A 12713-nucleotide genomic window follows, 5' to 3' on the forward strand; every position below is an offset into this window, starting at 1 on the left:
ACAAGCCGCCGCCCCCGCCCTATCGTCCAGCCGACAACGGAGAGATTCATGGCCCTGGAAATCGAACAATTCATCTGTCGCAGCGACAATTTCGGCATTCTGGCCCATGACAGCGAAACCGGCGAAACGGCGCTGATCGATGCGCCGGAAGAGCGCGCCATCCTGTCAGCCGTGGAACGCACCGGCTGGCGTCCGACGATGATCCTGACAACCCACCATCACCCCGACCATGTGGAAGCCAATCTCGCGCTCAAGGAGCGTTTCGGCCTGACCATCATCGGCCCGGCGGCAGAAGCCGGGCGCATTCCCGGCATCGACAGCACGGTGAAGGAAGGCGACACGGTACGCGTCGGCAAGCAGGCGGTTCGGGTGATCGAAACGCCAGGGCACACGGCGGGGCACGTAAGCTATTACTTCGCCGATTCCGGCGTCGTGTTCACCGCCGACACGCTGTTTGCGCTTGGCTGCGGGCGGCTGTTCGAGTGCAAGCCGCCGGTCATGCTCGCCTCACTCCAGAAGCTTGCCGCCCTGCCGCTTGAGACAACCGTCTATTGCGGCCACGAATATACGGAAACCAATGCGCGCTTCGCCCTGACGGTGGACCCCACCAACCCGGTGCTCAAGGAGCGTGCAAAGGAGATTGCGCGTCTGCGCAGCGAGGGCAGGCCCACCCTGCCGACCACCATCGGCGCGGAGATGGCCACCAATCCATTCCTGCGCGCGCATGATCCGGTGATCCGCCGCAATCTCGGCATGGAAGACGCGAGCGAAGAGGAAGTCTTCGCCGAAATCAGGAAACGCAAGGACATTTCCTGACCTCACACCGCTGGTCCTGACCTCACGCCACGGGATCAGGCCGGCTCACCGGCCTTCTTCCGCGATGGTCTCAGGATCATGTTCTTTGCCGCGAGCACCGCGCCGAAGGTGATCAGCAGACAGGCGGCGATGATGCTGGTGGAGGGTTCCGCCGCGCCGGCTCCAATCAGGATCAGCGTCGAAAGAAGCGGCGCGGCATAGCTCGCCGCGCCCAGAACCTGAATGTTGCCGCGCTTGACCCCGTAATCCCAGGCGTAGAACGCAGCACCCACCGGCATCAGCCCGAGACCGAGCACGTTCAGCCATTCGCTCGTGGAGCCCGGCCAGACGGTTTCTTCGAGCAACACATGGCAGAGTGCGGAAAGGATCGCCGTCGCCGCACAGAACCAGGTCACGACACTCGTCGGCACGGCCTGAAACCGGCGCGACAGGAGCGAATAACCGGACCAGAAAAACGCGCAGGCCCCCGCCGCCGCATAGCCCAGCGCATAGCGGCTCTCGAAGGTGAAGCCGCCGCCCTTGGTGATGATGAGCGCGGTGCCCGCAAGCCCCAGAAGCGCGCCGGCAATGTGATGCCAACCGAGCCGCTCGCCCGGCATGAGCGCGGAGCCCAGCACGATGAGCAACGGCCAGAGATAAGCGATCAGGCTCGCCTCCACCGCCGGCGCATTGCGCAGGGCGGTGAAATAGAAAAAATGGTAGCCGAACAGGCCGGCAATGCCGATCAGCCAGACCACGGGCGGAATGGGCGCGGCAGGCGCAGAGGACGGCACGGCCACCCGCATGACGAGACCGATCAGCGCGGCCACCGAAAAGGCCAGCGCCGACAGAAGAAATGGCGGGACAGCGCCCGACCCGGCTGTGAAAAGCGCCAGAAGCGCCCACATGGCAACAGCGGTAAATCCGATCAGCGTGGCGCGCGCCAAAATTCCCTCCCGGCGCAGATGCGCCCCTCAATCAACCGGACGGCCCCGAATATGAACCGTGCCGACCTTGGTTCCAATCCGCGCTTCGACAGGCGTGTGATGGCCACGCGCCCCAAGCGGTCTGAAAGCAACCAATAGACGAGCCTTGTCGCGCAGGAAAGCGATGGTCGAGCGGCCCTTGCGATAACCCGAGACCGGGATGAACTTCGCCCTGCAGGTGATCAGGTCCGTGCCGATCCACTCTCCCCTGGCTGCCGGCGAGAAAACGATGTCTGCGCGCATTTCGCCATCGAACACCTTGAAGCGGCGGTTGCAGACGTCGGCTGCACTTGCCGCCGGCGACAGCAGGGCCGACAGCGGATCAAGCGCCCCGGCGAGATCCTTCTTCGACACGGCCACCCAGTCCTTGCCGCGTTTCTTGGGCTTCGGCGTTATCACCGTCTCCGTGATCTGCCCCTTGGAAAAACGGATCGTGGTCGTCTCACGCTTTTTGCCGCTCAGATAGGCAAGCTCATAGGAAGATGGCGTCACGGCATCACCGGAGAGCCGGCCTTTCGAAATCACCGTGCCATCCGTCTTGTCGAACAGGCGCGCAATGCCGGCGCTGGCGAACCGCCCCGAAACCTCGAAGCGGCTTTCATCCAGACGGCTCGTGAAATCGGCCTTTCCAATGGGGATGCCATAGAGAAACGCATCATAGCGAAGGCGATGCGTCTCGGTCTCCGCCAGAGCGGTTCCTGAAGCGGCGCAAAAGCCAATCGCAACAACAAGACAATATCCAGCAGGCCGCATCACGAGCGGTCTCCTCCAGCCAGGCCGGCGAACCGGCAGCGTCCCTCCCCCTTGCGTGAAGAGGAATATTAAGGCATTTCTTTGGAAAAGGGCCATGGAGATTGTCCGAACAGGGGCGCTGGGTGCTTGACCCGCTCGCCAAATATCTCTATGGAACGGCAACTTTTTCCATAAGGCCGCCAATGATCAACCGCGCGCCGCCAATTTAAGGTGCGGCAGTGGGGTATGGGCGGGCCAAGACGATGAAGGTTTGAAAAATGTCCCGCGCCTGCGAACTGACCGGCAAAGCCGTAATGACCGGCAACAATGTTAGCCACGCGAACAACAGGACGCGTCGTCGCTTTCTGCCCAACCTGTGCCACGTGACCCTGCAGTCCGAGGCTCTTGGCCAGAACGTGCGTCTGCGCGTTTCCGCCAGCGCCCTGCGCACGGTGGAGCACCGTGGTGGCCTCGACGCGTTCCTCGTGAAGGCGAAAGCGAATGAGCTTTCCCAGCGTGCACGTCTGCTGAAGAAGCAGGTCGAGAAGAAGATGTCCGAACAGGTTGCAGCTGCTTAAGGCTTCTGCGCCCCGGCACAGCCGGGGCACTGTTTGACAGGATGATCGGCTCGCCATGGGGCGTGCATTTCCGGGTTGAGGCTTCAAGCCTTTTCAGGATTTGTACCGCTGGCGAGCTTTCTGGTTCCATCACCCAGGATAAAAAAATGAATCGGCTTTATGCGATCTGGCCTTTCATGGCCTCCATGGCGATCATCGTGACCGCCTCGAACTTTCTCGTTCAGTTTCCGTTTCGCCATTTTGGCCTGGGTGAGCTTCTCACCTGGGGCGCTTTCACCTATCCGGTAGCGTTTCTCATCAACGATCTGACGAATCGCCGCTTTGGCCCCGGCGCCGCCCGGCGGGTGGTGCTTTCAGGCTTCGTGCTGGCAGTTATTCTCTCGATCTGGCTCGCCAGCCCGCGTATCGCCATTGCCTCGGGCGCAGCGTTCCTCTTTGCACAGCTTCTCGACGTCGCCGTGTTCGACCGGCTTCGCGGCAGCGCATGGTGGCGCGCACCGCTCATCTCGACGCTGATCGGCTCCATGCTCGACACGGTGCTGTTTTTCTCGCTGGCCTTTGCCGCACGGTTTGCCTTTCTCGACACGGCATTCGGCCTGGAAGACGCTTCTCTGGCCTTCCCGGTCTCGCTGTTCGGCACAGGCATTGAAGCGCCCCTGTGGCTTTCGCTGGCGCTGGGCGATTTCGCGGTAAAACTGCTGATCGGCTTCGCCATGCTCGCGCCTTATGGCGCACTGCTCACATTCCTGCGCGCAAAACCCGCCTATAACCGGGGTTAGAGCATCGGCCCGAAAATCGGAATCGATTTCCGGAAAGCACGATGCGTGTTTTCAAGAGGTTAGAGCGTCCTTTGTGCGTCCATTCGGACGCACGGCGCTCTGGCCTCAGCCTTCGGCAAGCTTTGCCAGAAGGCGCAGAAAAGTGGCGGTCTCGCGCGGGGTCAGCGGAGCCAGCGTCTCCTCGCTCACCTCCAGCGCATCGGGCAGGAGTGACTCGATGGTCTCCCTGCCCTTGTCGCTCAGGCTGACGACCAGACGACGCCGGTCACTGCCATGCGGCTCAAGCGCAACGAGATCGCGGGCCTTCAACCGGTCGATAACACCCTTGATGGTCGCGGCGTCCATCGCCACAAGCTGGCCAAGCTGATTCTGGGAGGTTGCGCCAACCTCGTGAAGCTTTGCCAGCGCAGCAAACTGCGGCGGCGTCAGATCGCTGATGCGCGCCGCAAAAATCGCCAGATGGCGCTGGTTGGCCTTGCGCAGGATGAAGCCAACCTGCTCGCCGAGCTCATAGACATCAGCCGTGTTGTTATCGGCCTGCATCCCGAGCCCGTCGCGCTCCACTGTCATCTGAGACCGTCCTCGCCTTTCACTTCGTCGGCCCTCAGGCCGCCCATGCGCGCATGGATACGCGGTCCACAGGCCATGGCAAGCACAAACAGGATTTCGTCGGGGCGCGGACCATCCGGCATCCCCACTTCCATCGCGTCGAAATGGCTGCGCACATAGGCCGCGTTGATGTGGCCGAGCGGAATATCGATGCGCGCGCCAAACCCGCCCACCTTCTTGGATGAGGGCACGATGGCCTTCGAATCGCCCAGCCGCTCACGCATGGCGTAACCACCCGGCACATGCCACAGCGCCCCGTGTTCCAACTCACCGGCCGTGCCGACAATGGCGCCCTTGCCGAAACCGTCGATCACCGCAATGTCACCGCCAAGCGCAGCGATGAGACGGTCGGACATCTCCAGCCCGAGCGGCTTCAAATCCTCCATCGCGCTCTCGACCTCTTCCACATAGCCGCCAGCGAAGGGATTCTTCACCAGCGCCAGAGCGGCAGCGCGGCGACGCGGCTTCATCGGGGTCGGGCCGCCCTCATGGAGAATTTCTTCGGTCACAAGCGCGATCTTGCGCAGGGTGAATTCAGGCATGATGGGCAATCCTGTTGTTGGAAAGGTTTCTGGGTCCGGTTGCGCCTTTGGCGGCGCGATCACGCATGCTGACAAGCGGGGCAGCGCCGCATTCGCGCACCGCACCGCACAGGAAAAGGGCCGCACTCTCGATGAGACCACGGTCGCGCATCGCCTCGGCCACCGCAAGACCGCGTTCAAGCGCCTGCGCAACCTCGGACCGCGAGAGCGCGCCAACAGCCTGCGTCACCAGACGGTCGCGCAGATCACTGTTGGGATCGATTTCACAGGCCGGAACGCGGGATATTGCCGGGTGCCCCGGCAGATCAACCGCATTGGCGATCAGCGTCGCCGCCACATCGGCAGAAGCAGCGGAACGCGCCAGCACCGTCACCGCATCTGCAATACCGAGCGAATGACTGCGCCCGCGCCACCCGCTCGTCGCCATGCCCCGCACGGGATCGCCTGAGCGGATTGTCACGCGGTCGGCGAAGCCGTTTCCAGTTCCGGCAATGGCCGCTTCGAGGCTTTCGCCTTCCCTGAGATAAAACGCGCTGTCGCCGCCATTGTTCACATAGGCGCGCGCCAGCGTCCGCCCCTCAACGAGAGCTGCAAGAACCTCATCGGCAACGCTCCCGGCCACCGCCGCCATGGGCGTGACGAAGGCAGGCGCATGGCGCTCTGTCGCCGCCTCCATGCGGCGCGCGGTGGTGGATGCAAAACTGCGCGGTTCTTCTCCGACAGGGCTGCGCAGAGCCGGCAGTTCCGCCACCAGTTCTTCAAGGATCGTATCGAACCGCACAACGGCCTGCCGATAGGCCGCACGGCATTCATCTTCCGCGCCGAACGCCTCGACAATCAGATCAATCGGGCCGTGGTTCAGGTGCAGACGACGCCCATCGGCCAACCAGTTGGCGGTCGGGCCGCTCATCGCTTCGGCTCCCGGCGCAACTGGTGTAGCGGCGGCCAGGGGTTCGATGCGGCAGCGCCCCGCGCCTCACGTTGATTGAAATACTCGCCGCCCTTTTCCAGCACGTCTTCCACGCTGCGGATCTCATCCGCATAGCCGCCGAGGCGAATGTAATCCTCCCGCCGGAGCGTGAACTCGATGGGCGCGACCAGCGCCGGGGTCGGCACATAGCCAAAAGCGTTTTCGGGCGTGCGCATCACATCCACCATGATGGTGATGCCACCGCCCGGCCACACATAGACCGGCGCGCCGCCAACCGTGACATAGGTTTTGAGCCCCTGAACCGAGCGCGTGAGATTGACCGGATTCTCCGTCACACCAGCGCGAAGACTGCCTCCCGCACCGCCCATGAACAGAACGGTGCAAAGCGCCGGCTCGCAGTTCTCCTCGATCAGCTCCACGGATTTGCGCAGGCGTTCGGGGAACGGCTTCTTGACGGGCTTCAGCGCCTCGTCGAGCTCGTAATAGGAAAACTGCTCGCCCGTGGTGGACACCATGAGCAGCGAAAGTCCGGGCCGTGCGCCCTTCTTCTCATTGAAGGGGCCAAGAATTTCCAGCGGATCGTCAATGGTCGTGCCGCCCCAGCCCAGCCCCGGCTCGGACACCTTGAAATAGCGCCCCGGTGTGGAGCGGCGGCCAATGATCTTGATGCCGGTGTCTTCCCAGCCGATCACCTTGCCCGCCTGATGCTCGGACACGACGCCGGTGATGTGGTCATCGACGACAACCACCTCGTCCACCAGCCCCTTCCATTGCGAGGCGAACATGCCAATGGTCGCCGACCCGCAGCCGACCCGCATGCGCTCCTCGCGCGTGCCGTCGATGACCGGCGGCTTTCCCGCCTGCACGACAATGCCTGCACCGCCGTCGATGGTCAGCTCCACCGGCTTCTTGTTGCACAGGTCCATCAGCGCCTGGCAGGTGACACGGCCTTCCGCCTTGGAGCCGCCCGTCAGGTGCTGCACCCCGCCGAGCGAGAGCATCTGGCTGCCATATTCAGCCGTGGTCACATGGCCGACCGCCTCGCCATCCGCGCGCACCGTCGCGGCTTCAGGGCCGAGATGCCGGTCGGTGTCGATCTTCACCTTCACGCCGCAATAGGAGAAAATCCCCTCCGTCACGACCGTGACGAGATCGACACCTTCCACCTCCTGCGACACGATGAAGGGGGCGGGCTTGTAGTCGGGATAAGTGGTGCCCGCGCCGACCGCGCTCACGAAGCGGCGCTTGGTGTTGACCAGTTCGCCATCCCACGGCGCTTCCCCCTCGAAGGGAACCACCGGGTCGCCTTCCTCGGCCGCGTGTTCGAGAATGGTCACCGGGTCGCAGCGCGTGATGCGCCCGTCGAAATTGCCATAGCGATCACAGGCGCCCGTGCGCCCTTCGGCGATGTAGCACATGACGGGGCATGCATCGCAGCGCAGCTTGTCGCCTGCCGGCTTTTTGGGCGGCGTCGCCTCGAAACGTTCGGTCAGCTCGTTCATTGTCCTGCCTCCCGCGCCCGGATCGCCGCCAGAATGCGGCTTGGCGTGGCCGGCACTTTCGTCACCTCCACACCCACCGCATGACGGATCGCATTGAGGATCGCCGGCGCGGTGGGGATCAGCACATGCTCGCCCAGCCCCTTCGCCCCGAACGGCCCTTCCGGGTCCGGCACTTCCACGAGAATGGTTTCGATGGGCGGCACGTCGCCAATGGTCGGGATCAGATAATCGTGCAGGTTTTCCGTGCGGCCCGGAACATATTCCTCCATCAGCGCCAGGCCGATGCCCTGCGCAATGCCGCCCTCGATCTGGCCTTCCACCAGAAGCGGGTTGATGGCGCGGCCCACATCGTGAGCGGCGACGATCCGCAGAAGCCGCACCGTACCGAGCGTGGTGTCGACCTCCAGCTCCACAAGCTGCGCGCCATAGCCATAAACGGCATAGGGAACGCCCTGCCCCTTCTCGTCCAGCGCCGTTGTGGGCGGATCGTAGGTTTCCTCCGCGCAGAACACATAGCCATCCGAACCCGCTTCAATCTCAGCGAGTTCAACACGCCGCCGCACCGCCCCCTCGCGAATGACAAGCGCCCCGTCTTCAAGGCCGATCACTGCCGCATCCGACACATTTGCGAAGCGCAAAATTTTCTCCCGCAGGGCACGGCCCGCCTTCTCCGCAGCCTTGCCCGTCACATAGGTCTGGCGCGAAGCAGACGTCTTCCCCGCATCCGGCGTGACGCCCGTATCCCCGCCCACGAGTTGGAACGCCGAAAGCGGCAAACCGCTGGCATCCGCGCAGATCTGCGTCACCACCGTGTTGGAGCCCTGTCCGATATCCACCGCGCCCTGATGCAGCATCACCGCACCGGACGCCGTGACCCCTACGCGGATCGTCGAGGGGTTCGGCAGCGCCGTGTTCCCGCAGCCATACCAGCAGGACGCAACGCCGATGCCGCGCCGCAGCCTCCCGTCGCCCGCATTGGCGCTATCGGCTTCCGCCTGCGCGCGCGCCCAGTGCGGTTTCAGCGCCTCGAGACAGTCGCGAATGCCAACGCCTGAAAGCGCCTGACCGCAAGTGGTGCGATCACCATCGACAAGCGCATTGTCGATACGGAACGCTAGCCGGTCGCGGCCAAGCTTCTCCGCCAGCCGGTCATAAAGCGTTTCCTGCATTATGGTCGCCTGCGGCACGCCAAAACCGCGAAACGCGCCCGACACCGGACCATTGGTGTGGATCGCCCGGCCCGTGGCGCGATAATTCGGCGTGCGATAGGGACCGGAGGCGTGAACCGGCACGCGGTTCGCCACGGTCGGCCCCCAGCTTGCATAGGCACCGGTGTTGAAATCCCCCTCGAACACCATGCCGGTAATCCGCCCCGCCGCATCCGCACCGATTGAGGCGCGCATGGCCGCCGGGTGCCGCTTGGTGGTGGAGCGCATGGAATCGCCACGTGTGTAGACCATCGCCGCCGGCCGGCCCGTTTTGAGCGTCACCAGCCCCACCAGCGGCTGTAGCGAGATGTCGAGCTTGGAGCCAAAACCGCCCCCTGCCGCCAGCGGCACGATGCGCACCTTTTCAGGCGGCAGGCCCAGAACCCTGGCGGTGTCGTCGCGGTCCATGTAAGGCGCCTGCGTGCAGGCCTTGATGACCAGCGTGTCGCCCTCCATCGCCGCAAACCCCGCCTCGGGCTCGATATAGGCATGCTCCACATAAGATGTCTCGATCTCGCCGGAGACAGAAACGAAAGCACCCGCCAGAGCCGCCTCGGGATCACCACTCTCCACAAAGCCCTGTGTGAGCTGATTGCCCGTGCGCCCCTCATGCAGATCGGGAAAGTCCGGACGCCGCGCCTCATCCGGCGTAAGCGCATGGGGCAGCGCCTTCCAGCTGACCGGAAACGCATCCATGTCCAGCGCCTCGATGGCCGCGCGTTCGCCGGCGATCAGCGCCACAGCCTCACCACGAAACCGCGCCCGCCCCCCGGCCAGCGCCGGCTGGTCGGCGAAAGGCGGAATGACGCCAAACCGGTTTTCGCCCGGAATGTCGGCTGCCGTGAAGACCGCGACAATGCCGGGATGCGCCGCGATGAACGCCTCCGTGTCGCCGATCTCGAAATCCGCATGCCAGTGCGGCGAGCGCACCACCGCCACCGAAAGCGCATCGGCCGGACGTTCATCCGCGCCGAACACCTCGGCGCCACTCACCTTGCGTTCGCCATCGAGCCTGATGGGCGACGCCCCGACGGCGCGGCCCTGCTCCACCATGGCCGCATCCGAAGCAACCGAACGGTTGGCGTTCATCACCGCATCGATGATCTTGCGATAGCCGGTGCAGCGGCACAAAACGCCGCCAAGCGCATCCTGAACCTCGGTTTCAGATGGCGCAGGGTTCTTTTCCAGAAGTGCTGCCGCGCTCACGAGAACGCCCGGCGTGCAGATGCCGCACTGGGCCGCACCATGGCGCAGGAAGGATTCCTGAAGCGCCGACAGGCTGCCATTGGAAAGCCCCTCCACCGTGCGCACGCGGCTGCCCGACAGCCCCGCCGCCGGCACGAGGCAGGCGCAGACCACCGCGCCATCCACCTCAACCGAACAGGCCCCGCAATCGCCCGCATCGCAGCCAACCTTGGTGCCGGTCAGCCCCAGCCCGTCACGCAGCACGGAAGAAAGCCGCTGGAGTGGAGAAACCTCCGCCACCACGGGCTCGCCATTCACCTCGAACGAAACGGAAAGTCGCTCTGCGCTCATGCCATGGCCCCTCTTTCCGCTGCAACGCCAAGCGCCCGCTCAAGTGCCTGCTCCAGCGCCCGCGCCGTGATTTCGCGCGCCGCTTCCAGCCGATAGGCGGCCGTGCCGCGCACATCGTCGATGGGCGACAGTTCGGACAGGTCGCACGACGCCACCGCAGAGCGGATATCGGCAACCCGCGCGCCTTTCAGCTGCGCCTCCAGGCCTGAGAGCCGCTGCGCCACCGCCGAGCAAGAACCGACACTGACCGCCGCTTCCGCGATCCGCCCGCCATCAATCACCACCCGCGCAGCGGCCATGGCGATGGAAATCACCAGATAGCGCCGCGCGCCCAGTTTCACGAAGCCCGAGTTCCCGCACGCCGAGGCCCTTGGCACACGGATCGCCGTAAGCAGTTCATTGGGCGCACGCGCCGTCTTGCGATTGCCGAGAATGAAGGCCGCAAGCGGCAGATACCGAACACCCTCCGCAGACCGCAGCTCCACCTCTGCATCGAGCGCCAGAAGCGGCGGCACACCATCGGCCGCCGGCGATGCGTTACACAGATTGCCGGCCACCGTGCCGGCATTCTGGATCTGCACCGAGCCGACTTCACGGGCGGCAAGCTTGAGCATGTCGAAGGCGGGCGGCAGCGGCGCATCGATCACCGCGCTCCAGCTCGTGCGCGCGCCGATGACGATGTGCGTCGCGGTTTCGTGAATGCCCTCAAGGGCCGACAAGCCGTTGATGTCGAGCACATCGCTCTTCAGCGGGCCTGCGCCGAGGGTGGGATAGAAATCCGTGCCACCGGCAAGAATCGTCCAGCGCCTTGAGCATAAGAGCCCCAGCGCTTCCTCCAGTTCGGTCGGTCTGGCATAGTCCATGCTGCGCCTGCCTGCCAATCGCGATGTCGTTCCCAAGCCCTTTTTGCTGCTCTGACGGCGGGGCTTAAATTCATTTGTATACGAATGATACGCTCCTCTGCACGCTTGTCAAAGGGGAACATTCGGTCCACCTTCCCGGCGATTTCATGCGAGAAGGAGACAGGGCATGGCCGACGAGGCGTTGATCGTGATCGATGTGCAGAACGATTTCTGCCCCGGCGGAGCACTCGCCGTGGCCGGAGGCGACGAGGTTGTACCGGTCATAAACGGGCTGATCGAGCGCTTCGACCACGTGGTTCTGACGCAGGACTGGCACCCGGCGGGCCATTCCAGCTTCGCCTCCTCGCATCCGGGCAAAGCCCCGTTTGAGATGGTCGAAATGCCCTATGGCACCCAGACGCTGTGGCCCGACCACTGCGTTCAGGGCACCGGGGGCGCAGCCTTCCATGACGGGCTTTCATGGGACAGGGCCGAACTTGTCATTCGCAAGGGCTTCCGCAAGTCGATCGACAGCTATTCGGCCTTTTTCGAGAATGATCACGAAACGCCGACCGGCCTGTCGGGCTATCTGCGCGAACGCGGCATCACCCGGGTAACGCTCGCCGGTCTGGCGACGGATTTCTGCGTCGCCTATTCAGCCATCGACGCCCGCCGTCAGGGTTTTGATGCCACCGTCATCCTCGAAGGCTGCCGCGCCATCGACCTTGGCGGCTCGCTGGCGGCGATGACCGAGAAGATGAAAGAGGCCGGCGTTACGCTGGTGTGAGACAGGGGGGCGGGTTAGGAGCCAAGTCAGGATGCCAAGCGCCCTCGCCCTTCGACAGGCTCAGGATGAGGGCTGTTGGAGCGCTGCGCCTGTCATCCACCCACATTGCGACAGCGCTAAAGTAGCCCTCATCCTGAGCTTGTCGAAGGGCGAGGGCACCCGGGACCAACGTCCCGCGTCACCCCACCCCCACATAACGGTGCACTATGTCCGGGTCTTCCCGCAGGCGCTCCACATCCACCGTCTCGCGGTTGCGGCCGTTCTCGATGAAGGCAACGCGATCTGCCACGGGCAGAACGGCATCAACCCGCTGCTCGACAAGGATGGTGGAAACGCCGCGCTCGCGCAGCCCCGCCACGGTCTCGCGAATGCGCGCGATCATCGAGGGCATGAGCCCCTCCGTCGGCTCATCCAGAAGCAGCACCTGCGGCTCAAGGCAGAGTGCGCGCGCCATGGCCAGCATTTGCTGCTCGCCGCCCGAAAGCGTTCCGGAGCGCTGCTTCAGCCGCTCGCGCAAAACCGGGAAGAGATCGAGCACGCTGTCACGCGTGGCAGCACCCTTGCCGCGTGTCATCAGCCCGATCTCGATGTTTTCGCCCACGGTCAGTTCCGAAAACAGCCGACGCCCCTGCGGCACATAGGCAACGCCGGCTTTCGGAACCTCGTGCGGCGCGAGGCTGTTCAACTCCACATCGCCAAGCAGAATGCGGCCCGCCGTTGCCGGCACCAGACCCATGATCGTCTTCAGCGCCGTAGTCTTGCCTGCGCCATTGCGGCCAAGCAGGCAAAGCACCTCGCCGGAGCGTAACTCCAGATCGAAACCGCGCAGCACCTGCACATGGCCATAGGCGCTGTCGACATTTTCCATTTTCAGGGCAGCCGTCAT

Annotated in this window: 13 protein-coding genes; 4 read left to right on the forward strand and 9 right to left on the reverse strand. The window is 64.1% G+C overall.

The genetic code is table 11. The annotated features are described in order from the left end of the window. Positions 1 to 48: 48 nt before the first annotated feature. On the forward strand, positions 49 to 816 hold the full coding sequence (gene gloB, locus DEJ54_RS02410) for a hydroxyacylglutathione hydrolase (protein WP_113153156.1): 768 nt from the start codon (positions 49 to 51) through the stop codon (positions 814 to 816). A 35-nt stretch (positions 817 to 851) separates the two neighbouring features. On the opposite strand, the gene DEJ54_RS02415 is transcribed toward gloB, so the two are convergent. Together DEJ54_RS02415 and DEJ54_RS02420 are read right to left on the reverse strand one after the other, a co-directional pair. Beyond that, the gene (locus DEJ54_RS02415; RefSeq protein WP_113153157.1) at positions 852 to 1742 is read right to left on the reverse strand and encodes a DMT family transporter; all 891 of its coding nucleotides are present in this window, start codon (positions 1740 to 1742) and stop codon (positions 852 to 854) included. Between the two features lie 27 nt (positions 1743 to 1769). After that, positions 1770 to 2534, reverse strand: a complete 765-nt coding sequence (locus DEJ54_RS02420) for a DUF3108 domain-containing protein (protein ID WP_113153158.1) — start codon at positions 2532 to 2534, stop codon at positions 1770 to 1772. Positions 2535 to 2791: 257 nt separating this feature from the next. Here DEJ54_RS02420 and rpmB point away from each other — a divergent pair, with 257 nt between their 5' ends. Next, on the forward strand, positions 2792 to 3091 hold the full coding sequence (rpmB, locus tag DEJ54_RS02425; RefSeq protein ID WP_113153159.1) for a 50S ribosomal protein L28: 300 nt from the start codon (positions 2792 to 2794) through the stop codon (positions 3089 to 3091). 146 nt (positions 3092 to 3237) lie between these two features. Continuing rightward, a complete protein-coding gene (locus DEJ54_RS02430; RefSeq protein WP_113153160.1) occupies positions 3238 to 3870 on the forward strand; it encodes a queuosine precursor transporter in 633 nt (210 codons plus the stop codon). 105 nt (positions 3871 to 3975) lie between these two features. On the opposite strand, the gene DEJ54_RS02435 is transcribed toward DEJ54_RS02430, so the two are convergent. The 6 genes from DEJ54_RS02435 to DEJ54_RS02460 are packed head-to-tail and all read right to left on the reverse strand — an operon-like array spanning position 3976 to position 11061. Continuing rightward, positions 3976 to 4440 carry a MarR family winged helix-turn-helix transcriptional regulator gene (locus DEJ54_RS02435; protein ID WP_371685956.1) on the reverse strand — a complete coding sequence of 155 codons (465 nt, stop codon included), beginning with the start codon at positions 4438 to 4440 and terminating at the stop codon, positions 3976 to 3978. Further along, on the reverse strand, positions 4437 to 5021 hold the full coding sequence (locus tag DEJ54_RS02440; RefSeq protein WP_113153161.1) for an amino acid synthesis family protein: 585 nt from the start codon (positions 5019 to 5021) through the stop codon (positions 4437 to 4439). Before DEJ54_RS02440 ends, DEJ54_RS02435 begins: the two co-directional genes overlap by 4 nt. Next, positions 5014 to 5931, reverse strand: coding sequence for a UPF0280 family protein (locus DEJ54_RS02445; RefSeq protein ID WP_113153162.1), 918 nt, complete (start codon positions 5929 to 5931; stop codon positions 5014 to 5016). Before DEJ54_RS02445 ends, DEJ54_RS02440 begins: the two co-directional genes overlap by 8 nt. Next, positions 5928 to 7454 (reverse strand): 6-hydroxynicotinate reductase, encoded by a 1527-nt coding sequence (locus DEJ54_RS02450; RefSeq protein ID WP_113153163.1) that lies wholly within the window; start codon positions 7452 to 7454, stop codon positions 5928 to 5930. Before DEJ54_RS02450 ends, DEJ54_RS02445 begins: the two co-directional genes overlap by 4 nt. Then, complete coding sequence (locus tag DEJ54_RS02455) at positions 7451 to 10198, reverse strand: molybdopterin-dependent oxidoreductase (RefSeq protein ID WP_113153164.1); 2748 nt, start codon at positions 10196 to 10198, stop codon at positions 7451 to 7453. Before DEJ54_RS02455 ends, DEJ54_RS02450 begins: the two co-directional genes overlap by 4 nt. Then, complete coding sequence (locus tag DEJ54_RS02460) at positions 10195 to 11061, reverse strand: xanthine dehydrogenase family protein subunit M (protein ID WP_113153165.1); 867 nt, start codon at positions 11059 to 11061, stop codon at positions 10195 to 10197. The genes DEJ54_RS02455 and DEJ54_RS02460 overlap by 4 nt, the downstream gene beginning before the upstream one ends. Before the next feature lie 166 nt (positions 11062 to 11227). On the opposite strand from DEJ54_RS02460, the gene pncA reads away from it, so the two are divergent. Further along, a complete protein-coding gene (gene pncA / locus DEJ54_RS02465; RefSeq protein ID WP_113153166.1) occupies positions 11228 to 11827 on the forward strand; it encodes a bifunctional nicotinamidase/pyrazinamidase in 600 nt (199 codons plus the stop codon). A 178-nt stretch (positions 11828 to 12005) separates the two neighbouring features. Here the strand turns inward: pncA and DEJ54_RS02470 are convergent, their stop codons facing one another. Then, positions 12006 to 12713: an ABC transporter ATP-binding protein gene (locus DEJ54_RS02470; protein WP_113153167.1), complete on the reverse strand. Its 708-nt coding sequence runs from the start codon at positions 12711 to 12713 to the stop codon at positions 12006 to 12008.

It is taken from the genome of Nitratireductor sp. OM-1 (assembly GCF_003296175.1).
GTDB classification, from domain to species: Bacteria; Pseudomonadota; Alphaproteobacteria; order Rhizobiales; family Rhizobiaceae; genus Nitratireductor; species Nitratireductor aquimarinus.